The sequence below is a fragment of the Sphingobacterium detergens genome, assembly GCF_003610355.1.
Lineage (GTDB): Bacteria > Bacteroidota > Bacteroidia > Sphingobacteriales > Sphingobacteriaceae > Sphingobacterium > Sphingobacterium detergens.
Map to the genome: position 1 here is coordinate 29,617 of NZ_RAPY01000001.1, position 22,282 is coordinate 51,898.

The 22,282-nt window shown below is 40.0% G+C and carries 21 protein-coding genes and 1 pseudogene; 16 read left to right on the forward strand and 6 right to left on the reverse strand.

The window, feature by feature from the left end; all coding sequences use genetic code 11:
* Positions 1–485: 485 nt before the first annotated feature.
* The 5 genes from arr to DFQ12_RS00190 all read left to right on the forward strand — a co-directional run bounded on the left by arr (position 486) and on the right by DFQ12_RS00190 (position 4,572).
* A complete protein-coding gene (arr, locus tag DFQ12_RS28590) occupies positions 486–899 on the forward strand; it encodes an NAD(+)--rifampin ADP-ribosyltransferase (protein WP_425275587.1) in 414 nt (137 codons plus the stop codon).
* Between the two features lie 308 nt (positions 900–1,207).
* Entirely contained in the window at positions 1,208–2,263 is a 1,056-nt protein-coding gene (locus DFQ12_RS00175; RefSeq protein ID WP_120257022.1) for an NAD(P)-dependent alcohol dehydrogenase, read from the forward strand.
* Between the two features lie 538 nt (positions 2,264–2,801).
* Positions 2,802–3,515: a 2OG-Fe(II) oxygenase gene (locus DFQ12_RS00180; protein WP_120257023.1), complete on the forward strand. Its 714-nt coding sequence runs from the start codon at positions 2,802–2,804 to the stop codon at positions 3,513–3,515.
* 48 nt (positions 3,516–3,563) lie between these two features.
* Entirely contained in the window at positions 3,564–4,277 is a 714-nt protein-coding gene (locus DFQ12_RS00185) for a 2OG-Fe(II) oxygenase (RefSeq protein ID WP_120257024.1), read from the forward strand.
* A 16-nt stretch (positions 4,278–4,293) separates the two neighbouring features.
* Positions 4,294–4,572, forward strand: a complete 279-nt coding sequence (locus DFQ12_RS00190) for an Ada metal-binding domain-containing protein (protein ID WP_120257025.1) — start codon at positions 4,294–4,296, stop codon at positions 4,570–4,572.
* Positions 4,573–4,634: 62 nt separating this feature from the next.
* Here DFQ12_RS00190 and DFQ12_RS00195 read toward each other — a convergent pair whose 3' ends face one another.
* Positions 4,635–5,099: an Lrp/AsnC family transcriptional regulator gene (locus DFQ12_RS00195; RefSeq protein ID WP_120257026.1), complete on the reverse strand. Its 465-nt coding sequence runs from the start codon at positions 5,097–5,099 to the stop codon at positions 4,635–4,637.
* A gap of 189 nt (positions 5,100–5,288) precedes the next feature.
* On the opposite strand from DFQ12_RS00195, the gene eat reads away from it, so the two are divergent.
* From eat to DFQ12_RS00220, 5 genes are read left to right on the forward strand one after another with little or no spacing between them, the layout of a single operon-like run.
* Positions 5,289–6,611 carry an ethanolamine permease gene (eat, locus tag DFQ12_RS00200; protein WP_120257027.1) on the forward strand — a complete coding sequence of 441 codons (1,323 nt, stop codon included), beginning with the start codon at positions 5,289–5,291 and terminating at the stop codon, positions 6,609–6,611.
* Complete coding sequence (locus tag DFQ12_RS00205) at positions 6,608–7,969, forward strand: glutamine synthetase family protein (protein ID WP_208642398.1); 1,362 nt, start codon at positions 6,608–6,610, stop codon at positions 7,967–7,969. Before eat ends, DFQ12_RS00205 begins: the two co-directional genes overlap by 4 nt.
* 7 nt (positions 7,970–7,976) lie before the next feature.
* On the forward strand, positions 7,977–9,125 hold the full coding sequence (locus DFQ12_RS00210; RefSeq protein WP_120257028.1) for an iron-containing alcohol dehydrogenase: 1,149 nt from the start codon (positions 7,977–7,979) through the stop codon (positions 9,123–9,125).
* Between the two features lie 12 nt (positions 9,126–9,137).
* Complete coding sequence (locus DFQ12_RS00215) at positions 9,138–9,887, forward strand: gamma-glutamyl-gamma-aminobutyrate hydrolase family protein (RefSeq protein ID WP_120257029.1); 750 nt, start codon at positions 9,138–9,140, stop codon at positions 9,885–9,887.
* Complete coding sequence (locus tag DFQ12_RS00220; RefSeq protein WP_120257030.1) at positions 9,865–11,241, forward strand: aldehyde dehydrogenase family protein; 1,377 nt, start codon at positions 9,865–9,867, stop codon at positions 11,239–11,241. Before DFQ12_RS00215 ends, DFQ12_RS00220 begins: the two co-directional genes overlap by 23 nt.
* 120 nt (positions 11,242–11,361) lie before the next feature.
* Here DFQ12_RS00220 and DFQ12_RS00225 read toward each other — a convergent pair whose 3' ends face one another.
* Positions 11,362–12,624, reverse strand: coding sequence for a metallophosphoesterase (locus DFQ12_RS00225; protein ID WP_120257031.1), 1,263 nt, complete (start codon positions 12,622–12,624; stop codon positions 11,362–11,364).
* A 95-nt stretch (positions 12,625–12,719) separates the two neighbouring features.
* Here DFQ12_RS00225 and DFQ12_RS00230 point away from each other — a divergent pair, with 95 nt between their 5' ends.
* Positions 12,720–13,088, forward strand: coding sequence for a VOC family protein (locus DFQ12_RS00230; RefSeq protein WP_120257032.1), 369 nt, complete (start codon positions 12,720–12,722; stop codon positions 13,086–13,088).
* A 34-nt stretch (positions 13,089–13,122) separates the two neighbouring features.
* Here the strand turns inward: DFQ12_RS00230 and DFQ12_RS00235 are convergent, their stop codons facing one another.
* Positions 13,123–13,764, reverse strand: coding sequence for a hypothetical protein (locus tag DFQ12_RS00235; RefSeq protein ID WP_147420299.1), 642 nt, complete (start codon positions 13,762–13,764; stop codon positions 13,123–13,125).
* Between the two features lie 193 nt (positions 13,765–13,957).
* On the opposite strand from DFQ12_RS00235, the gene DFQ12_RS00240 reads away from it, so the two are divergent.
* On the forward strand, positions 13,958–15,085 hold the full coding sequence (locus tag DFQ12_RS00240; protein ID WP_120257034.1) for a serine hydrolase domain-containing protein: 1,128 nt from the start codon (positions 13,958–13,960) through the stop codon (positions 15,083–15,085).
* Between the two features lie 30 nt (positions 15,086–15,115).
* On the opposite strand, the gene DFQ12_RS00245 is transcribed toward DFQ12_RS00240, so the two are convergent.
* Positions 15,116–16,201: an alpha/beta hydrolase gene (locus DFQ12_RS00245; RefSeq protein WP_120257035.1), complete on the reverse strand. Its 1,086-nt coding sequence runs from the start codon at positions 16,199–16,201 to the stop codon at positions 15,116–15,118.
* Between the two features lie 906 nt (positions 16,202–17,107).
* Positions 17,108–18,163 carry a 3-oxoacyl-ACP synthase III family protein gene (locus DFQ12_RS00250; protein ID WP_120257036.1) on the reverse strand — a complete coding sequence of 352 codons (1,056 nt, stop codon included), beginning with the start codon at positions 18,161–18,163 and terminating at the stop codon, positions 17,108–17,110.
* 564 nt (positions 18,164–18,727) lie between these two features.
* On the opposite strand from DFQ12_RS00250, the gene DFQ12_RS00255 reads away from it, so the two are divergent.
* The 4 genes from DFQ12_RS00255 to DFQ12_RS00270 all read left to right on the forward strand — a co-directional run bounded on the left by DFQ12_RS00255 (position 18,728) and on the right by DFQ12_RS00270 (position 21,988).
* The gene (locus DFQ12_RS00255; protein WP_120257037.1) at positions 18,728–19,228 is read left to right on the forward strand and encodes a hypothetical protein; all 501 of its coding nucleotides are present in this window, start codon (positions 18,728–18,730) and stop codon (positions 19,226–19,228) included.
* 206 nt (positions 19,229–19,434) lie between these two features.
* A complete protein-coding gene (locus DFQ12_RS00260; protein ID WP_147420300.1) occupies positions 19,435–20,181 on the forward strand; it encodes a nucleotidyltransferase domain-containing protein in 747 nt (248 codons plus the stop codon).
* Positions 20,178–21,236, forward strand: a complete 1,059-nt coding sequence (locus tag DFQ12_RS00265; protein WP_120257039.1) for a DNA polymerase beta superfamily protein — start codon at positions 20,178–20,180, stop codon at positions 21,234–21,236. Before DFQ12_RS00260 ends, DFQ12_RS00265 begins: the two co-directional genes overlap by 4 nt.
* 386 nt (positions 21,237–21,622) lie before the next feature.
* The gene (locus DFQ12_RS00270) at positions 21,623–21,988 is read left to right on the forward strand and encodes a hypothetical protein (RefSeq protein ID WP_120257040.1); all 366 of its coding nucleotides are present in this window, start codon (positions 21,623–21,625) and stop codon (positions 21,986–21,988) included.
* Positions 21,989–22,005: 17 nt separating this feature from the next.
* On the opposite strand, the pseudogene DFQ12_RS28595 reads toward DFQ12_RS00270, so the two are convergent.
* A pseudogene (locus DFQ12_RS28595) lies at positions 22,006–22,218 on the reverse strand (helix-turn-helix domain-containing protein); the annotation flags it as partial.
* Between the last annotated feature and the right edge of the window lie 64 nt (positions 22,219–22,282).

Consider the following 22,282-nt stretch of genomic DNA (forward strand, 5'->3'; position numbering starts at 1 on the left):
CGAATTGTCCGAAGGTCGATTCGATATGATTTACGAACAAAATACGGAAATGTATAAAAAAATGTAGAACTTTAATCCAGTAGATACCGGTGCATGTGGATTTTAAATCTCCCTGTGCCAAGGGTACATTCGGCGATGTAAAAAAAGATACGCGTATGGAATTTTCACCTTTCAACAACGTTGTTAAACTTTGTCTTCAGGGTATGAGCATGGAAGAAGCCAAGCATACTGAAGAAGCCCTTCGCTTATTTATGCAAGCTTGGAACGAAGCCACAGACGATCACGAACACTTTCTTGCGGCTTATTATATCGCCAGGAATCAAGAGGCTATTTCCGACAGATTGACATGGTTGGAGGCGGCCTTGAGCCATGCATTAAAACTAAATGATGATACGGTTAAGAGTGCTTTGCCAAATCTTTATTTGAACCTGGCCAAATGCTATGAAGCGCTGGGGGATAGTGATAAGTCTCATGGATATGCTGATTTGGCTGCAGTCTTGGGTGAAAAACCATCAGATACCGGTCCATTTTATCATGGTACAAGAGCTGATTTACCAGTGGGTGCGCTATTGACAGCGGGAGGTAATTCCAACTATCAATCTGAACTTACCATGAACCATATTTATTTCACCGCATTAGTTAACGGAGCCGGACTCGCGGCGGCTTTGGCAAGGGGCGATGGTCGCGAACGTGTTTATATTATTGAACCAGTGGGAAGCTATGAAAATGATCCAAATCTAACAGATAAAAAATTCCCAGGTAACCCGACGCGTTCTTATCGCTCCACAATGGCATTGAAAATCATCGGTGAAGTAAGCGACTGGGTCAGACCGAGCTCCGAAGAGCTTCAGCGGTTCCGTGAACGTTTGGCGAAGGGTAATGGAGAAATAATCAATTAAATGCAAGAGACATATTACCTGTCCAATATGTAGAGAATGCTAGATTTGTGCTTCTAAAGAAAGCTCATGAATGTGATCAGGGGTTATGAGATTGATTTTGAAAGGGATTAAAATTTGAAAGGGATCAAATTGACTGTTCAGAGTGGTTGCCCAAGAACATTTTGCGATTTTCATTGTTTGTTCAATGTCAATAATGTCTGAAAGATTCTTTTTTTCGGGCAAATCCCCATTAACTTCGCACAACGTGGTAAATGGATCTTATTTATTGATAATTTGGATCCAATTGGTATTTTATAAAAAACAAAAGAATGATTAAATCGAAAGGTTACGCGGCGAAGGATGGCAATTCCCCGCTTGAATATTGGGAATTTGAAAGAAGAGAACTTGGTTCAAATGATGTGCTAATCGATATCTTGTATAGTGGTATTTGCCATTCAGATATTCACCAGGTGCATGATGAGTGGGGTGGGACACAATATCCAATTGTTCCAGGGCATGAGATCGTTGGTCGCATCAGTGCGGTAGGCAGTGCGGTGACCAAGTTTAAAAAAGGTGATCTAGCCGGTGTTGGTTGTATGGTGGCATCCTGTGGTGAGTGCGATAATTGTAAATCGGATCAGCAACAGTTTTGTTCGGAGAAGAAAACGGTGTGGACTTATAATAGCACGGATGTGATGCACGATCACTCTTGCACCTATGGTGGGTATAGCGATAATATTGTGGCTGATGCAGACTTTGTCTTACATGTGCCGGAATCGCTTGATATCAAAAAGGTGGCTCCTTTACTTTGTGCGGGGATCACCACTTACTCGCCCTTGAAACGATGGAATATCAGCAAGGGGCATAAAGTTGGCGTGCTAGGGTTAGGTGGTTTAGGCCACATGGCAGTGAAGATCGCTGTCGCCATGGGAGCTGAAGTTACGATGATAAGTCATTCGCCCCGTAAAAAAGCTGATGCGGCGCTGTTAGGTGCCCAGAAGTTTTTAAATACGCATGAGTCTTCGGAGTTGAAGGAGTTTTCAGCCTATTTTGATTTTATCATAGACACCGTATCGGCACCTCACGATTATAATCTCTATTTGGCATTGCTAAAAACCAAGGGTGTATACATCTGTGTTGGTATCCCAGCAGCGCCAATGGAAATTAACGGACGCTCGATTATGGGAGGAAATAAAATTTTGACGGCTTCAAGTATTGGTGGTATACAGGAAACACAGGATATGCTTGATTTTTGTGCTGAACATAATATCCTTCCAGAAACCGAATTGATTGACATTGATTATGTGAACGAGGCTTACCAACGTGTATTGGACAGTGATGTAAAATACCGGTTTGTCATTGATATGGCTTCATTAAATAAATAGTGTCAACAACATAAAAAAAAATAGGAATCGTCCACTATTGAAGTGAACCTCAAAAGTTAGACGGATTAACAAAATTAAGTTTTTTGTACTAGAGCTCGGTATTCCACCGGGCTCTTTCCATTTAACCTATGTTTTATTCTCTAATTTTGTTTTTGTCTCCTTAAAGTCTCTTTCTAAATATTCATTTCTAAAAGGATTCACTTTTATTTTTTAATCGCTTTTTCTCGAAAAGCTTTCCCTAGCCTGTTTGTCTGCGGTTGAAAATCAGCTATTCTGCCGATTTGTATTTATTCCTGATTTTCTGGCTTGTATCTTTAAAGCCTATTCTTTTTTTAGTTTTTATACTGAAGCTGCTCGTTGTTTTGTTTAAACTGCTCTTTTCGATCGTTTTAGCAAAAAATGGTGCTCGATAAAAATGGTAATTTGTTGCGCATTGTGTCAAGATTGATGATATATCTCCAAAAAAGGAAAAACAGCAGGTTTCGGATTTTTTACCTTGATTGATAGGCCTAATTTTGAGCTGTTGAAAATTATCGTCATGGAAAATATAGTATCTAGATTGCTGGCAAGGGATTGGACAGTCATCACCAGGGAATTACATGATAAGGGCTTTGTGATTGTACCTGATCTATTAAATCAAGTCGAATGTGATGAACTGGTTGCAGCTTACGGTGCTGACAATAGGTATCGAAAGACTATTGTCATGGAGCGTTATCGCTTTGGTTTGGGGGAATATAAATACTTTCAATATCCCTTGCCCGAGCTGATTACGACAATAAGGGAAAAAGTATACGCATTGATTGCTCCAGTCGCCAATCAATGGATGGAGGAGCTTAATCTGGACCGAAGATTTCCGGCTTCGCATGCTGCCATGCGAGAACTTTGTCAGCAGCATGGACAGGTGGAACCTACCGTCCTTATTTTAAAGTATAATACAGGCGGATTTAATACGCTACACCAGGATCTATACGGTGAAATTTACTTTCCCATACAAATCGTATTGCTGTTGGATCAGGTGGATCAGGATTATACCGGTGGTGAGTTTGTTATCACAGAACAGATACCACGGGCGCAGTCTAAGGTTAATGTCTTAAAACCCAAACGTGGTGATATGATCATCTTTACGACTAATTTTCGCGCAGCGAAAGGCACCAAAGGCTATTATCGGGTCCATATGAAGCATGGTGTTAGCCCATTGCACAAGGGGCACCGGCATAGCCTTGGGATTATATTCCATGATGGTCTTAGCTAAGGATAGGAGATTCTTGCAGGTAAAAAATAGCCCATTTAAATTATAGGTATGTATACAATAGAACAAAGATTAAAAACGAAACAATGGGATCTTATCCTTGACGAATTGATCGACAAGGGATTTGCGGTTGTTCCCGATGTTGTTGATGAACAGGAATGTGCTCAATTGCTTGGTGAGTTTAAGGCCGAATATCGCTATAGAAAGACCGTTGTGATGGAGCGGTATCGTTTTGGTCGGGGTGTTTATAAATATTTTCATTATCCATTGCCCAGCATATTGACCGAATTAAGGGAAAATTTTTATGGTTATCTGATGCCGCTAGCCAACAGATGGATGGAAGTCTTAAAAATAAATGTGCAGTTTCCGCAGATGCATAGGGATTTTATAGCACAATGTAAAAATAACGGTCAGGATAAGGCTACAGCCTTAATTCTCGGATATGGTGCTGGCGGATTCTGCGCCATGCATCAGGATCTTTATGGAGAGATTTTTTTTCCAATGCAGCTTGTTCTTTTTTTAGATGATATTGATACAGATTATACAGGCGGAGAATTTATTTTAACGGAAAATATACCGATGGCTCAGTCCCGTACACATGTCGTTAAGCCCAAAAAAGGTGATATTATTGTGTTTACGACTAATTTTCGTCCGGTTAAAGGGGCAAGGGGTTACTACCGCGTAACTATGAAACATGGGGTATCGACCATTCATAGTGGCGAACGCCATACGTTAGGCCTGATCTTTCATGACGCTAAATCATAAAAACTAATCCCAGTCAATGGTCAGACATATAGATTTAGGAGGGACAGCGGCTGACAGAACGAGGTCTTTAAGTTCCTTCATTCGAAAGGGCGAAATTACCTTGGGCGGATATAAAAAGGCTAAGATTTACGGTCGTCTAAACTGTGCCACGGGTAAACGGATGAAAGTCGAACATCGTGTTTTCTTTCGGGATGAGGCTGATGCCGTCAGCCATGGATATAGACCATGTGGTCATTGTATGCGGGAAAAGTACAAGGAGTGGAAAACTAAGCAGCAGGGTTTGGAGCATTCTTAAAATAAACGCAGATCTCCGTCTGAAAATTTGTAATCACATTTTAGTTTGCCAGATGAAGATCGTTAAAGGAAAAGTGGAAGTCGTGTCGCGTTGACAATTTCTTTCATGACAAAATAGCTTTCCATATGTCTGATTCCTTTAATCGTTGCAAGCTTATTGAAGTTAAATTCATGATAATGGTCGACATCTCTGACCATAACCTTGAGCTGATAATCAAAAGCTCCTGTCACATGGAAGCATTCGACCACTTCCGGAAATTTCTGTATTTCTTCCATAAATAGCAAAGCACTTTCGTTTGAATGCTTTTCCATACTGATCGATACAAGAACCATCAGGTTCAGGTCCAGTTTTCTTCGATCCAGCAAATATACCTTTTGTTTGAGCACAGCTGTAGCCGTCAACTTCTTAATCCGTTCGTATACAGGAGTCATGGATAAGTTGACTCGATCGGAAATTTCCTTGTTACTCATGTTGGCATCCTGTTGCAAAAGGTCCAAGATCATAAGATCTTTTTCGTCTAATTTCATTGTTGTAGTAATTTAAATCTAAAAACAAAGGGGTATAAGCCTGTCGTTGGAATAGCAAATCTAAAAATAATAATATTTCAATATAATTTTACTAAAATAAGTTTAATAGTAGGTATTTAACACTATAATTTAATTTAAAGTAGTAAATTCATATTACTTAATATCAGTTACCAACCTAGAAAAAGAATTATGAGTGATCCCCAATTAAAGAAAGTCCTTGGCCCCGTCATGTTGTGGGGATTGGGGGTAGGGTATGTAATTTCAGGAATGTATTTTGGATGGAACCTTGGTCTGGCAGAAGGAGGGACCTTAGGCTTAGCCATCGCGACTATATTCGTCATAATTATGTACCTCACCTTTACCTTTAGTTATACAGAAATGGCTTGTGCCATACCGAAAGCTGGGGGGGCTTTTGAATATGCCAATAGGGGGCTGGGGAAACAATTAGGGTTTGTCGCAGGGATTGCTCAAAATATAGAATTCGTTTTTGCACCGCCGGCCATTGCAGCGGCGATAGGTGCTTACCTTCATTTGCTTCATCCAGGTGTAGGCTATCTTACTTTTGCGATTGGAGCCTATCTGATTTTTACAGCAATGAATATTTTAGGTGTGAAACTCGCTGCTTCGTTTGAATTGGTTGTGACAGTCCTTGCGGTTATTGAATTATTGATATTCGCCGGTGTGACGCTGCCAGCATTTGAATTTTCTAATCTTCAACAAAATGCACTTCCCAATGGGTATTCAGGCATTTTTGCATCCATTCCATTTGCCATCTGGTTTTTTCTAGCCATTGAAGGGGTCGCCAATGTGGCTGAGGAAACCATCAATCCACAGAAAAATGTATTGATCGGTTTTGGGTCAGCTATCGTTACTTTGGTCGTGTTGTGTATCATTACATTTTTATCAGCGGTTGGTGTCGCTGGTTGGGAAGCAGTTGTCTATCCATTGGGAAGTACCGAGGCCTCAGATTCTCCTTTACCTCTTGCTATTGCCAACGTCATTGATAGCTCCCATATTCTATACAAATTACTAATTGGGGTAGGGTTGTTGGGTCTTATTGCGTCGTTCCATGGTATTATTTTGGCCGGGGGACGTGCCACTTTTGAATTTGGACGGGTAGGATATGCACCATCTATCTTAGGAAAAGTTCACTCACGCTTTAAAACACCAGCTAATGCGCTATTGGTCAATATGGCTGTTGGTATAGTCGCGCTACTGACGGGAAAGACGGCTGGGATCATTACCATTGCCTGTTTTGGTGCAATCAGTCTCTATATTATATCCATGTGGTCTTTTTTCGCCTTACGCAAGAAAGAACCCGCATTGGAGCGCCCATTTAAAGTTCCTCTGTATCCCTTATTTCCTATGCTTGCGCTGATCATCGCCCTGATCTGCCTGGTTGCTATGATTTACTACAACCCATTGACAGCCTTACTATTCTTTGGGCTTGTCATCTTATCATATCTCTATTTCTTAATCTTCCTTGACAAGGATAAAACCATCAAATCATGATCGACAAAAAAGAAATTATTTCCAAATTAAAGGCAAGTACGAGTACGCACGTCAAAGTCGCCGTAGCAGATATTGATGGCGTATTGCGAGGCAAATTTATGCACCGTGATAAGTTTATCTCTTCATTGGACAATGAATTCGGCTTTTGTTCCGTCGTGTTTGGATGGGATGTCAATGACCAAGTTTATGACAATGTGGAAATTACAGGCTGGCATACCGGTTATGGAGATTTTCCTGCCCGTATAGATGGAAATACCTTCCGAAAGATACCCTGGCAGGAGGATGTTCCATTTTTTCTGGCTGACTTTGAATCGTCACATGCTATAGATCAAAATGTGTGCCCGAGGGCGCTCTTAAAAAATATCATAGCACAGTCTGAACAGGCTGGCTACAAACCCATTTTTGCACAGGAATTTGAATGGTTCAATTTTATTAAAGGTGATATCAATGCATCACAGAACAGCTTTAAAGAAATGACACCGATTACCTCAGGAATGTTCGGTTATTCCATCTTGCGGATGTCTGATAATTACGGGTTCTTTCGTGATCTTCTTGCGATGCTCGAACAGTTTGGTATTCCCTTGGAAGGTTTGCATACTGAGACAGGACCTGGCGTAATGGAGGCGGCGATTCAATGCAGTAATGCGCTTGAAGCTGCAGATCGGGCTATACTCTTTAAGTCAGCAGTAAAGGAGATCGGTAAAAAACATGGTATTGTCGCTAGCTTTATGGCCAAGCAGACGAAAGAACTACCGGGCTGTAGCGGTCACGTACATCAGAGCCTCTGGGACCTAAAAAAAGAAAAAAATCTATTTTATGATGCCGACGATCAGTTGGGCATGAGTGAACTGATGAAGCAATTTCTTGCTGGACAACTGTATTGTCTGCGGGATATTCTACCCTTATTTGCACCAACTGTTAACAGCTATAAAAGACTCACGGAGGGCGCTTGGGCCCCTACGACTTTAACCTGGGGGATAGACAATAGGACTACGGCCCTGCGGGTCATCGATGGTGGACCAAAGGCTACACGTATTGAACATCGGGTGGTTGGTTCGGATGTTAATCCATACCTCGCCATAGCGGCTTGTCTAGCGAGTGGACTTTACGGTATCAAGCATAAACTATCCTTGGACAATCCGTATACTGTAGGTAATGGTTATAAAGATTTGCAACATGGCGTTTTACCAAGAAATCTCTATGAAGCTACGAACCGGATGGCGCAGTCTGAAATAGCATCAGAATTGTTCGGTGAAAAGTTTGTTGACCACTTCTGTAAATCCAGGTTATGGGAATGGCGGCAGTTTTCAGAACAAGTAACAGATTGGGAAACAAAAAGATATTTTGAAATTATTTAACTGCAAGATGGATACAGATAAAATTTATGGTTTTAATTTTCCGACACCGATTCGTTTTGGTGCAGGAGCGATCAATGAATTACCGGATTACCTATTGCGCAATGGTCTTAACCGCCCTTTATTGGTAACGGATCCAACTATTGCCGAACTTCCTTTTTTTAAGGAAATCCAGCGTAAATTGACGGGCAGAGGGATAGACGTGATTGTGTTTCATGATTTGCACAAAAACCCGGTTAAATCCGATGTGCTGCAAGGTGGGGATGTCTATCGGGGGAACAATAGGGATTCCATCATCGGTGTTGGAGGTGGAGCCGCACTTGATGTTGCGCGTGCAATAGCACTGCGTGCACATCATCATCGTGATCTCTTTGACTACGACGATCTTATCGGTGGAGATATTTATGTAACCAATGAGATCCCACATCTAATCACTGTACCCACTACAGCAGGTACTGGAAGTGAGGTTGGTCGTAGTGCTATTATTTCCGAAGACGAAACCAAAAAGAAACGTATTTTGTTCAGCCCTAGGCTGATGGCCAAAATAGTCTTTGCGGATCCGCTCCTCACGATGGATCTTCCGGCATTCGTCACAGCAGCTACAGGAATGGATGCGCTCACACACAATATGGAAGCTTATTTAGCAAAAGGATATCATCCGATGTGTGATGGTATAGCGTTAGAGGGAATGGCGATGGTGGCAGCAGCTATTGAAAAGGCAACCAAGGAATCTGATTTACAGTCTCGTTCGAAGATGCTTTTGGCCTCACTCATGGGGGCCGTGGCTTTTCAAAAGGGGCTGGGTATTGTCCATAGTCTGGCACATCCTCTTTCCTCGTTGTTAGACACTCATCATGGACTTGCCAACGCTATTAATCTACCTTACGGTATGCAATTTAACTATGCGGGATTCGAAGATCGTTTTGATAAAATGGCAGTAGCGCTCGGTATTGGCAATAACGATGGCGATAAAGTCGTGGACTATTTATTTGAACTGAATACGCGCCTGGATTTACCTAGCCGTTTATCATCCATAGGTGTGCAAAAGCAACATCTTGCACCATTGTCGGAACTTGCATACGCGGATTTCTGTCATCCTTCAAATCCGAAGCCGGTGACAACAGAAGACTTTCTTGCTATTTATGAAACAGCATTCTAATAAAAAAATAGTATGATCAAAATTGGTATAAGCGCCTGCTTCTTTTATCCTGACAAGGAACGTACTGTCTTTGGTCCTAAATCACTGAGCTATATGGAAAATGATATGGCCCGTTGGATAGGGAAAAAAGGTGTACTTCCGGTGCTGCTTCCCGATTTAGAAGGGGAGCTGTTGACGGATATTATTGATCAGATGGATGGTATCATCCTTCAAGGGGGGAGCGATATTGCTCCAGCGCAATACGGTGAGGATCCCATAGGGAAGTGGAGAGGAGACGCTTACCGGGATCAGTATGAACTAAAGATATTGGATTATGCGATCAGGAAGGAGAAGCCCATATTGGGTATCTGCCGGGGATTTCAATTGATGAATGTCTATTTTGGGGGTTCACTTTATCAGGATATTCCTTCACAGATACCTGGAGCAGGAGCCCATCGGTCGGCAGAATTATACGATACGATTAATCATCCCATAAACTTTGTACCTGGAACCTTGCTTGGGGATTTGTATGGGCATATCTCTAATCCTAAGGTAAACACCGTACATCATCAGGCGGTCAAACAGCTTGGACAAGATTTGGAAGTATACGCTCATTCGGATGATGGTTTTATCGAGGCATTTGGATATACCAAAGCAGCTCCAGGTAAAGTGATGGGTGTACAATGGCATCCGGAGTTTTCTGCTACGCAAGCCGGAGAACTGTTGGATGAAGAATTGATTTTTAATGTTTTTCTAGAACATGCAAAACAACATAGAAATTAGAAACCCCGCTACGGGGGAGGTAGATGCTGTGATCCCTGTTATCACAGCATCCGAATTAGATACAGCGGTCGCTCTTTTAAAAAAAGGACAACTTTCTTGGGCAAAAGTGCCATTACAACAACGTTTAGACTGCATAATTGCGTTTGGACAGTTAATTCTGGCCAATAAACAAGAACTTGCCGAAATACTGACGAAGGAAACGGGAAAACCTATTACCCAGTCGCTAAACGAAATTGTGGGGGCGCAGAACCGTATCGAACATCTTCGGACAAATGCGGTTAAATGGCTTTCCGAGGAACTCATTACAACAACTGGGGCAACCCACGAAAAGATTGTGTATGAACCACTGGGGCTGATCGCCAATATTTCCGCATGGAATTTCCCTTATAATGTTGGGTTTAATGTATTTCTGTATGCACTTGTAGCTGGCAATGCCGTGCTTTATAAGCCATCGGAGTTTGCTACTGGTACAGGTATACAGTTTGAGAAATACCTGTATCAAGCGGGTATTCCCCAAGATGTATTCAAATGTGTTGTCGGAGACGCTGAGATTGGCCAGCAATTATTGGAGCTACCTCTGGATGGCTATTTTTTTACAGGGTCATATAAGACTGGTCTCCATATTGCGACCACAGTAGCGCATAAATTAGTTCCCGTCCAATTGGAACTAGGAGGGAAGGATCCGCTGTATGTTGCCGATGATATCGTAGATATTAAGAAAGCCGCCATTTCAGCAGCAGAAGGTGCATTTTACAACAATGGACAAAGCTGTTGTGCTGTTGAGCGGATTTATGTCTCGGACAAGATATACGATCAGTTTGTTGAAGCTTTTGTTGAAGAAGTAGCCTCTTATACCATTGGAGATCCGATGAAGCAAGATGTATTTATCGGGCCACTAACCAGAGCCGCTCAGCTGACTGTGCTTGATGCCCAAGTAAAAGACGCGCTTGCAAAGGGAGCAATCTTGCGCCTGGGGGGGCATACACTGGAAGATACAGGTTATTACTATGCACCTACAGTTTTTGAGCATTGCAATCACGACATGGAATTGATGAGGGAGGAGAGTTTCGGCCCGTTGATCGGCATCCAAAAGGTGACTTCAGATGATGAGGCGATCCATCTAATGCAGGATACCACCTATGGCCTGACTGCAGCCGTATTTTCAGCTGATCAGGATAGGGCCATGGCAATACTGGAAAAAATGAACACGGGAACAGTGTATTGGAATTGCTGTGATCGGGTAAGTCCCAACGTCCCTTGGTCTGGACGAAAAAACTCAGGGCTGGGATCAACCCTATCTGCGCAGGGAATCCGCGCTTTTGTTCAGCCCAAAGCATACCATCTGCGACCATAGTTTTTTGTCTAAAGATCGTTTGTAGGGAATTGATTCCCTAATTTCAAGGTTTTAAGCCGTTTTTTGAAAAAACGTCTGTTTATTTCTGTAAGGTTTAATACTGTCGTCTATGACATCGTATTAAACCTTACTTTTTAAATGGAATATCGTGATCTCAGGTAATATTCCCACTCGACTGGGGTAATCCAGGTAGCCGAAACCTACATTCACATAAAGTGATTGATGTTTTTCCTGATACAGACCGGCCCATTCACGATAGGCATATTTAATTGGGCTCCATTGATAATCTGGATTGCTAAAGCCGAATTGCCCCCCATGTGTGTGTCCACTAAAGGTGACATCGATCATCGGATATTTTGGTAATACCTCAGCCCTCCAATGTGACGGGTCATGTGAAAGGAGGAAGTTGATAGGTGAAGAAGGATCAACCTTGGACATGGCCAGATCGAGATCACCATAGTTGTGCGGGTTGTTCGCCCCCCAGTTCTCTACACCTACAAGCGTGATTTTTTCATTATTTACGACAATCTCCTTCGACTCGTTTAACAGGAGCTGCCAGCCAAGTTTGCGATGGATATCTTTTACATTGCTCAGGTTCTGCTGTTTGGTCAACTTACGCTTATTGTTGAAATGGAACCTATTAAAATGATAGTCCCCATAGTCGTGATTTCCCAAAATAGAAAATACACCCAAGGGGGCCGTTAATTTATCAAATATGGAGAGGTAGTCATCCATCTCATGGGCAAAGTCATTCACCAGGTCTCCTGTAAAGAAAATGATATCTGGCTTTTGTGAAAGCAATAGGCTTATACCCTTTTTTACGGCATTTAAATTATAAAGACTGCCAGCGTGTATGTCAGAAATCTGAGCGATGATCTTGCCCTCGAACGATTTTGGAAGATCGGGTAAAATCAAATTGACCTGTTTGATTTGGTAATCATAGAGATTGGATATAAAACCACGGGTTAAAGCGACTAAAGGGATACTACTTAACAAAAGACCACTTTTGATAATGAAATCAGATCTTCCTATGGTCTTTTTATTTGCATCTGGTATTGTGTTATCGTTTGTTAGTCGTCTGCCAATATTTCTAAAAAATATCGAAAGTATATCCACGCCGATGGAGAAAAGAAGGATTGTCTTTGCAAGCAATAATGAAATAGGGAAGAACATGAAACAAGCGGCGAAAAAATTGTTCCACTCGAAAAATAAATTCAAGAATATGCAGACATAAGAGAAAATACTCAATAACCACCAGATTACATTTGCGGTTAATGGTTGTGATTTCCATACGGCCAGTCTGCGTAACCTTAAATATATTAAAATATCAAAAAGAAGAAATATAAAGATGATTTTTAAGAAAGTGTATAGCTGTGGGATCATATAAAAGTTTGTTTGTCTGAACCAAATCTTGCCATAGGGCAAGCGTCTTGACTAAATAAATTATTTATCTTGTATTCTTGTTAAAAATAGTAAATATGAACACAAAATTTGAAGCTGGGATTAATATTGCCATAAAAATTCCCAAAAATAAATATGAAAAGACGGTAGCTTTTTACAGGGATATTCTGAAATTGGATGTCGAGGAGAAGCCGATCGATAATCCAACAGTCTCCAGGACACATGAGGTGAAATTTGGGCACAATATTATTTGGCTGGATTGTGTAGATAACTACACCCATTCCGAAACTTGGTTGCAGCTTACTGTTCCGAATGTTGCTGAAGCGACCGATTATCTATTGTCAAGTGGGGTGGAAACCTGTGACGAAATTGAGGAACTTCCGGAAAATATGCATTGGATTACCGACCCTGCTGGTACCGTGTTCAATTTGCAGCAAAAGCGATAAAATGCTGATTTCAGGCTATGTTGTTAGCATCAGTTTATTCTTGGTGTTCAGCAATAGCGCTGTTTCCCAGCAGGTGAAAGTGTGATAACATTACTATAGGTACTATGATTGTTGGAAGCAAGACATAAGGAAACTGTAATACAGCAATATTAGGTTGATCAAATGCTATTGACTGTAAAGGTAATGGTGATGATAATATACCAATGACCACAACAGCTAGTAGTGAACAGATACCCAAAATATTCCATGCTTTGAAAAATGCAGATGTTAGTATTTTTGGATTGAAGCTACTAAAGATTAAAAATAGAACGGCAGTAATGCCGAAAAATAGATCATAGTTCCAACCCAAAAATGTCATTTCTATAGGCAGCATTTTATGCTTAAAAAGTTGAAAAATAATGAATTCAATAGGGAGTCTGATGATATGGATACCAAGCAGATAATAAGCGTTCAAGCTTAAATTTTTTGATAATCTATAGTAACTGATACTCAGTAAGAGCGCGCTCACCAAGACAAGTACAAAAGTAGGTGGGAAAATCAGAAAAATATTAAGGGATGACACCGCTGAGAGTGCAAATGCCCATATCGCAATAGGAATCACCACCATTTTATTGGGAGAAGCGAGTCCAAATAAAATGAGGCATGCTAAAGTGGAAACGGAAAAAACAACAGGCATAGAAATGCAGATTTATGATATAAAACTACAAGAAATTCACTTTGAAATACTTGTCCTAGGGCAAGTATTTTGACTCTCAGAAAAATTATCGTATAGTTTTACTAACCTATGCCGTTGGTCGAATCTTAAATTTAATTGATTTGACGACGAGGGTAAATCATCTTGACTTTGTCTTAATAATAAAACAGGTAAGATGAAAGCAGACAAAACTATTCTATGTATCGTAATATCTATTTTATTGATGGTCACTGGATGTAGAAAATCGGAAAACGCCATTCAGGAAGATCATATTGCTACTCAACAGATAGATTCCTATTTGAGTTCATTGATTGATACGGCGGGTATTCCAGGAATTGCGATAGCACTTACAAATGGGCAAGATGTTATATACGCGAAAGGATTTGGGTTTGCTAATATACAGGCTAAAGAGAAACTTACTCCTTCACATTTTTTTCATGTCGCCTCAATATCTAAAACATTTACAGCAACTGCCGTTATGCAATTAGCTGAGCAAGGAAAACTTGATATCAACAGGCCCTTAATTCATTACTTACCGTATTTTAAAATGAAAGATCCGCGGTATAGAAAAATTACTATAAAACAAATGCTCAATCATACTTCGGGTATCCCAGATGTTACAGATTATGAATGGGAAAAAGCGGAATCAGACGAAGGGGCACTAGAACGGTATACACGGAGCTTGGCTGATTCTATATTGATGTATGATCCGGGCTCAGGTTTTAATTACAGCAACATTGCCTTTGATGTATTAGGAGATGTGGTCGCTAAAGTTTCTGGTGTATCATTTGAAAAGTATGAAGAAGAAAATATTCTAGTCCCTCTTGACATGGACAAAAGCAATTTTTATTACCCTAAGATGAGTAAGGATTTGCAGACCGTGCCCTATACGGGCAGCTCACAGTCCATAAGTATGGTATATCCCTATAATCGGAAACATGCACCTAGTTCCACATTAACTTCAAATGTATTAGAGCTTTCACATTGGGCAATTGCAAATATGTATGAAGGAAGATATAAAAATAGACAAATTATCACACCGTCCACTTTTAAGGCAATGACAAGCCCTTCTGTGACTGTTGATCCGGCTCAGGGATTATCAGTGGGACTATGCTGGTTTATTTATCCCTATAGAGGCTATGTAAATTATGTCCATGAGGGAGGAGATATTGGCTATAGGAGCATACTCTCGTTAATTCCCGAAAAGAAACTAGGCGTTGTTATACTTAGCAATACAGATCATATCGATATTCAACAAGTGTATTTTAAGATAGTGGATATATTATTGGCCGATAAATCATAAATTTAAGTTTATAACAGGATAATAAGATGCCTAAAGGCTCAACCTTTTTTCTTTCAGCCATTTTGATAGGTGGTTGGCGACTTCAATATTATTGAGGTCAGAAAAGGGGAAGTGTGTATTTCCATGAATACCGGCCTCGGGAAGATGGACGACAGTGGCGTCACCCCCATGTTTATTGATTGTTGCCGCCCATATTCTGGCCATTTCTAGTCCCGAACGCCAGTGATCCATATTCCAGACTTTGCTGGGCTGTTTGGCAATATTATCTCCGTAGTAGACCACGATGGGAATTTTGGTGAGTTTTTCGAAATCTGCTAATGGAATTTCAACAGCTTTGAGCTCACCAAAAAGTCCTGTGGATTGGATTGGTTGTGGCAGTTCGCCTTTCGGAAACATGAAGCTGCTATATGGTTCAAAAGCGACAACGGCTTTAACTCGGCTGTTTTTAATTGCCGTAGACCATCCCGGGCCGCCACCTTGTGAATGCGTTACCAATATACCAGCACCTATTTTATCAAACAATGTAGAGAGTGCTCCAGCGATCACATTACTGTCAAATGGTCCTGTATTGGGTGTCATCTGTCGATAAAATTGTTCCAGCGATGCGGTATCTCGGGGGAACTGTACATTTGGAAAATAGTCGGGATAATTGCCAATACGAAATTGTGTGAACCAAAACTGTTCGTCTGCAATAGGTTTGATAGTTGTTTCGACCATACTTCTACCCGCATCTCCACGTCTGGGCTGGTCAACTAAATATACCGGGAACATCCTGCGTAAAAAGATATTTTGAAATCCCTCTCTGCCATCGGGAGTTGTTTCCCAGGTCTTTTTTGACTGTCCTGCGCCATGTAAAAATACCAATGGATATTTTCGGGCCTTCTGGGGTATCTGGTAATAGACATAGGCATGGTCTGCATGAAATGTCTGCCCCTGAGGAGCTAAGGCATTACTCAGCTCGAACTTCCCTTCTTCCATTTTCTTTGTTCCACCAATCGCAAAACTGCCTTGTTCTTCAATAACCATTGGCTTTTGCTTATTTTGAGCATTGGCTGATGAGAACATTGCGAGGCTTACTACTATTGTTGCCATTTTATTTGATAATGTCATTTTCATCTATATCAATTTATTTTCCAGTCTTGTAATCAATCCCGAGGATCGATACAATTAATCCGTTTCTTCCGAGTGAATGCTTCTCCTTCAGGATATTACCTAAAGTTTAACGCATTCTTGTCTTCAGGATCTTATTGAAATTATATCTTTTTCAAAATTGCGAAATACGCTAGTATATAAAGTTATATGAATTACTGAAATAAATACCATTATTACTGTTCATAGGAAGGTAACAAAATGATCAAAGGCAAGTTCCGCAAGCGATAAACCACACAAAAATTGGATACCTTGCTATTTTCTGGATAGGAGATGAGCTGATAAAGCTATGCTATTGTTAATAAACCTTTGGGATTGATGGGATATCAGTTATTATTTGTATCTTTAGGAATAAGGTTTGTTATTCATATAACCCCATTCGACAAACCAAACATGATAAAAGCTTCTCGTTTTATCTTTAAATTTCTCCAATTATATCATCGTGAAATTTTCTGTTTAGAACCAACCACACCCAAGTTTAATTCCCACAACTCATGGACCCATGGTTATGGGACACACCCTCACAATGTAAACAATATAAGTCATGAGTAAAGATCAAAAAAAGGAAAAAAGTACAAAAGAGAAAACACAGTCGTCATATCAAAAAGAAAAGGACTCAATTTCAAAAGATCTAACAGATAATGTCTTTCGTAAAAAAAAGAAATAAGCAATTGTAGAAGATAGCTTGACTTAATGGTAGATTATTAACTTGGAGCGAGTATAAAGAGTGGAGTATTAGACCAGGCTTTTGCTCGCTCTTTTGATATAAAATTTTAAACGCTCTTAGCTATTAAATAAGCCTTCTATCATAAGATTGAGCGTGTTTCGTTTTCGCCCATTGAACGTGAATTGACTAGGTATGTTGACGAATTGCTAAAGTCTATAGGTGAATGCATTGATATTCATTCCTGCACCTACAGAGGCAAATAAGATGATATCATTTTTATTGAATGAATGTCCTTCAATTTTTCCCTGCCTAATTAAATCATAGAGTGTTGGAATAGTTGCAACACTGCTATTCCCAAATTTATGAATAGACATCGGCATGATATCCTCTGGCGGCTGCATATGATATAATCCATAGAATCGCGAAATAATGGCCTCATCCATTTTCTCATTGGCCTGATGAATTAATATCTTTTTTATGGCATTAATGTCAAGATTAGCTTTCTCTATGCAGACTTGCATGGCTAAAGGAACCTTACTCAGAGCGAATTCATATATCTTTCGTCCCTTCATCTTAATATAACGGGTGCCTTCTTCATGTTGGCTGTTAAAGGAGCCTCCAAAATAAAGATAGTCGGCCTCATCAAATGCATAAGTTGCACTTTCAAAAGATAGTAATCCTGCCTCCTCTGTTGTAGCTTCTACGATAACTGCGCCAGCACCATCAGCATAGATCATTGAATCACGATCGTATGGATCTACGACACGGGAAAGAGTCTCGGTACCGATAACCATACAGCGTTTAGCCATGCCTGATTTGATAAACGCATTAGCTTGTATCACGCCTTCATTCCAGCCCGGACAACCGAACAAAAGATCATAGGCGATACAATGTGGATTTCGTATACCTAATTTTTTCTTGACGCGTGTTGCCAGACTGGGAACAGTATCGGATTGAACTTTTCCATAGGGTACATCGCCATAGTTATGTGCGACGATAATATAATCAAGTGTCTCTTGATCGATGTCTGCATTAGTGATTGCCCGCTCTGCGGCAATAGACGCTAGATCAGAAGCAACCTGATCATTATTTGCATAACGACGTTCCTCAATGCCAGTAATATCTTTAAACTTACCTATAATGGATTCAGGGTATTTGATAGGCTCACCAGCCTCATCCAAAAAAATACGATCTTCAAAATTCGCGTTATTGATTTTATTGTCCGGAAGATAGCTACCTGACCCAATAATTTTTATATTCATTAATTTCCCTCCGTTTCTCAATTATTGAGTTGGTTTCTGTATTGTTCTTTGTGGAAAGCAGCAATTGGTTACGATGCCCAGTGATTTATAAATTTCAATGTAGACATTTTCTTGACCGAGCCTTCTTTTGCTTAATTTACCAAAATTATTTAAGATATCGCTATACAAGTTAAATAAAAGGGAACTTGCTCATTGTTTTCGGAATATATGCTGGAAATGCATACCAAATTCATAATGAGGGACCACGCATTTCGAGATCTTTGGGCCTCAGATAAACACGGTAAGCTGCCTGTCATCGTGATTTCGGGAAGTAACATCTTACATAAATTTACTCAATCGGTGCGGATATCAATCGTGTTATGGCAGCTATCGATCTGTACAAAATAGTTTTTATTTTATTTGCAGATTTACGTTAGCTGAACCTCTGATTTTTGTAGGTACTACCATGTAATTTAGCTGAAAATGAGTTATATAAAAAGCGTTGTTCTTGATCAAAAAAATGGGTGATCAAAAAATAATCAAATCAAACAATAAGATACGTATTGTACTAAGAGATACTACGCGATGGAAAAAAAGTTATTATATATTGTATGCTCACTACTGTTTTTTAATTATTTTAAGAAAGATGCTCGCGTAAATTATGTCTATGCGAAGCAGGATCTGAATGGGACAACAGACGCTAATAAGCTCATTTCTGATACGGTATTGGTGAAAATTGCTGATAATATCGCGCTCAAGTGGAATAAAAAAAGCAATTCTCTTATTAAAGATTCCAATTATCATAACTATCTGAAAAATAAAAATACCTTACGACTTATTGCTGAAAGTATTGCTTCTACAACTGATCTTGGGGTCTTGGTTTGTTCGAAGAAAAAGGGACACTTAAAAGTTGGAGATGTAGCATTTCTCTATCTATTGGAGAATAGAAAATTTTATTTGTTCCAATGTTTAAAAATACAATTTGATGTGCTGGATAAAGATTGTAAGATACCTCGATCCCTTTTAGATTATATAGATAAAAATCGTCATACCGTTGGAAAGAAAGTCAGTGAATGTATGATCTAATATTTCTTTTCATCATTACTACGTATTCTACCTGCGTACTTTAGAAATAGCTTAGTGACGTGTTTTTTTTTATGTAAAAATATCTTGCTGTAAATAAGTTAGATATAAGAATTTTTATCTGTTTTTTTGGATACGCAAAAAGGCTACAGTATCCCAGTTTGATATTTGTGACAACGAAAAAGGAAAAACACATAAAAGTATCAAACATGGAAACAAAGATAAAAAATAGGCTAAATGAAATAGCGGAAATAGAAGGTATAAGTATACTGTTTGCCTGTGAATCGGGGAGTCGTGGTTGGGGATTCCCTTCAACAGATAGTGATTATGATGTTCGGTTTTTCTACATAAGGAAACCTTCAGATTATTCCAGCGTTTTTCCGTTGGAAACAGAATTGCGCTATCCGATAACCGGAGAACTGGATATATCTGGTTGGGATCTAATTAAAGTACTGACGTTGTTGTACAAAAGCAATGTTAGCCCATTCGAATGGATACAGTCACCAATTGTATATCATGAAACTTCCGGATTTAAAGAAGGTTTTCTGCTATTGATCGAAGACTATTTTAGTGCGCGCAGACAAGCGCATCATTATCTGGGAATAGTTCGTAGTAAGATCGGCGATCTCTGCGGTGGGACTATACGACTCAAGACCCTATTTTATATCTTGCGATCTTTGCTGGCTGCAGAGTGGTGTATCACCTACCGTTCTTATGCACCAATGGCTTTAGTCGATTTATCTGGATTAATGCCTGAGGGGATACGAACCGAAGTCGCGAAATTAGTACAATTGAAGAGTGAGGTAGACGAAGGTTTCAACTTTAGTTGTCCCGCAATAATAAAAGATTATCTGGAAGAAAGATTTAATCATTTGGAACATGAAGTGCATGATCTTCCAATGGTTAAGCTCCATAAGGAGGGGCTTGAAGATTACTTTAAAACTATACTGAAATGACTATACATGAACTTCGGGATAATGGACTAATCCTGTTTGAGGCAGTGGTCGGAAGTCGGGCTTATGGACTGGCGACCGCTACTTCGGATACAGATATCAAGGGTGTCTTTTATTTACCGCGCGAATATTTTTTTGGAAATAAATATATTGCTCAAGTTGCCAATTCGAGTAATGATGAGGTTTATTATGAATTGGGGCGTTTTGTGGAACTCCTTTCCAAAAGCAATCCCAATATATTGGAGCTTCTGGCCAGTACTGATGAATGTCTCTTATACAAAGATCCGATCTTTGAACGGTTTAAGATTCAGGGATTTATGACTCGCGAGGCGGTGACTACTTTTGCCCAATACGCAATGGTTCAGGTACATAAGGCGAAAGGATTGAACAAGAAAATTAACAACCCCATGGACAAGGAACGTAAAAGCTTGCTTGATTTCTGTTTTGTAATCGAAGGGAATGGTAGTCAACAGTTGAAACAATGGTTGGTCAATCGCCAATGGAAACAGGAAAATTGTGGATTGGCAAAGATAGATCATACCAAAGGTATGTATGCATTGTTTTATGATTTGACAGGAAAGTTCGGATACAAAGGTATTATCTCATCCACAGCAAGCGATGAGGTCTCCTGTAGCTCGATTGCAAAGGACCAAACGTCCAGTGCATATCTCTTTGTTAACCATGAAGCCTATTCTTCCTATTGTAAGACTTACAATGAGTACTTTACTTGGGTGGCCAAACGCAATGAGGTTCGTTTTCAGGGCACAGTGGGCCATGGTCAGGGGTATGATGCCAAAAACATGATGCACACGATCCGCTTGTTGGAACAGGCAAAAGAGATCTTGTTCAATGGTGAATTGCATGTACATCGGCCAAATAGGGAAGAGCTCCTGCTCATTAAAAGTGGAACATACAGTTATGAGGAACTTTTTCTGCGCTCCCAACAGCTTTCTAAAGAGATACAGGATCTTTCTTTATCGAGCATGCTTCCAGTTGCACCGGATCAGGCTATGCTGACAAAACTTTTGGTGGAATTACGGGAAGAACTCTACCGCTGATTTTTGTCCTACTTCGAGGCGCAACCTCATCGATTGATTGAAGTTCGCCTCAAGTTGCGATAGATCTCTACAATCGATATGTGTGGTCTATTCAAGAAGCTTAGTTTGAAATTAATGATGCTGCAAATAATCGATTATTTTGGACAGATATTAAGTCCTACCCCCCGAATCATAAATCTATCTGGTATTCAGGATCATTACTTACTATATTTATAAAGCAAATTAAAATTGCATATTTCGGTTGCTGGAAGGGCTATGAGTAAAATTGAATAATGGTATTTTGGGGTTTAAGGCGTTACAAGAGATCTTATAGCGTACCACAAGACTCGGTCAGCATTTGTCAAATATGCCAATTGAAAAAGAATAATAAAAGCATTTCAAAACAGATGAGTTACGATATTTCACTATACAGGACTGAAACAAAGGCAAGGGAGGAAAATGCTCATGATGCGGATTTTTTCGAAAAAGAGGAAAACCTTGTTCCTTTTACTGGACAACAGTTTCAAGAGCTTAAAGAGCGACTTTTAGGCTACAACTACAAGATCACAGGAGAGGATGATCATGGTCTACATTTTAGCCATTCCGATGGCGATTTTGGCATCGCCTTATTAACAGGACATGCCCTCTACTTTACAGCAAGCTGGAATGAAAACTCAATTTTTGAAGTAGGAATGGTCGCTTCAGAATTTACTGACAGTGGGGAATACGCAAAGTATGATTTCCAGCGTGGGGAATGGGAGGTCTGGGAATGATAAGGCGTTCCCATAAATTATTTTCTGTATTGCGTTAATGTCATACCTGTTTGTTTCTTAAAATAACGTGTCAAATACGAAATGTCTTCAAAATTGAGACGGTAGGCAATCTCTTTAATGGATAAATTTGTGCTGCGTAGGAGAGCCTTTATTTCCAATGTAACCTGTCTATCAATCAATTCTTTTGGAGAGTCATTCAAGAAATCTTTGATGATTTGTGATAAATAGAATGGGGTAAGGTTTCATTCTAATAGGTTTGCGTGTCACTTCAAAATATATGTTGGGACTGTATTA

Coding starts and splice junctions, on each gene's coding strand:
- DFQ12_RS00250 (WP_120257036.1), bottom strand. CDS start 18,163: ATGAATATAAAAATTATTGGGTCAGGTAGCTATCTTCCGGACAATAAA.
- DFQ12_RS00245 (WP_120257035.1), bottom strand. CDS start 16,201: ATGAAAATGACATTATCAAATAAAATGGCAACAATAGTAGTAAGCCTC.
- eat (WP_120257027.1), top strand. CDS start 5,289: ATGAGTGATCCCCAATTAAAGAAAGTCCTTGGCCCCGTCATGTTGTGG.
- DFQ12_RS00175 (WP_120257022.1), top strand. CDS start 1,208: ATGATTAAATCGAAAGGTTACGCGGCGAAGGATGGCAATTCCCCGCTT.
- DFQ12_RS00185 (WP_120257024.1), top strand. CDS start 3,564: ATGTATACAATAGAACAAAGATTAAAAACGAAACAATGGGATCTTATC.
- DFQ12_RS00255 (WP_120257037.1), top strand. CDS start 18,728: ATGGAAAAAAAGTTATTATATATTGTATGCTCACTACTGTTTTTTAAT.
- DFQ12_RS00190 (WP_120257025.1), top strand. CDS start 4,294: ATGGTCAGACATATAGATTTAGGAGGGACAGCGGCTGACAGAACGAGG.
- DFQ12_RS00270 (WP_120257040.1), top strand. CDS start 21,623: ATGAGTTACGATATTTCACTATACAGGACTGAAACAAAGGCAAGGGAG.
- DFQ12_RS00260 (WP_147420300.1), top strand. CDS start 19,435: ATGGAAACAAAGATAAAAAATAGGCTAAATGAAATAGCGGAAATAGAA.
- DFQ12_RS00180 (WP_120257023.1), top strand. CDS start 2,802: ATGGAAAATATAGTATCTAGATTGCTGGCAAGGGATTGGACAGTCATC.
- DFQ12_RS00235 (WP_147420299.1), bottom strand. CDS start 13,764: ATGCCTGTTGTTTTTTCCGTTTCCACTTTAGCATGCCTCATTTTATTT.
- DFQ12_RS00225 (WP_120257031.1), bottom strand. CDS start 12,624: ATGATCCCACAGCTATACACTTTCTTAAAAATCATCTTTATATTTCTT.
- DFQ12_RS00215 (WP_120257029.1), top strand. CDS start 9,138: ATGATCAAAATTGGTATAAGCGCCTGCTTCTTTTATCCTGACAAGGAA.
- DFQ12_RS00265 (WP_120257039.1), top strand. CDS start 20,178: ATGACTATACATGAACTTCGGGATAATGGACTAATCCTGTTTGAGGCA.
- DFQ12_RS00240 (WP_120257034.1), top strand. CDS start 13,958: ATGAAAGCAGACAAAACTATTCTATGTATCGTAATATCTATTTTATTG.
- DFQ12_RS00220 (WP_120257030.1), top strand. CDS start 9,865: ATGCAAAACAACATAGAAATTAGAAACCCCGCTACGGGGGAGGTAGAT.
- DFQ12_RS00195 (WP_120257026.1), bottom strand. CDS start 5,099: ATGAAATTAGACGAAAAAGATCTTATGATCTTGGACCTTTTGCAACAG.
- DFQ12_RS00205 (WP_208642398.1), top strand. CDS start 6,608: ATGATCGACAAAAAAGAAATTATTTCCAAATTAAAGGCAAGTACGAGT.
- DFQ12_RS00230 (WP_120257032.1), top strand. CDS start 12,720: ATGAACACAAAATTTGAAGCTGGGATTAATATTGCCATAAAAATTCCC.
- DFQ12_RS00210 (WP_120257028.1), top strand. CDS start 7,977: ATGGATACAGATAAAATTTATGGTTTTAATTTTCCGACACCGATTCGT.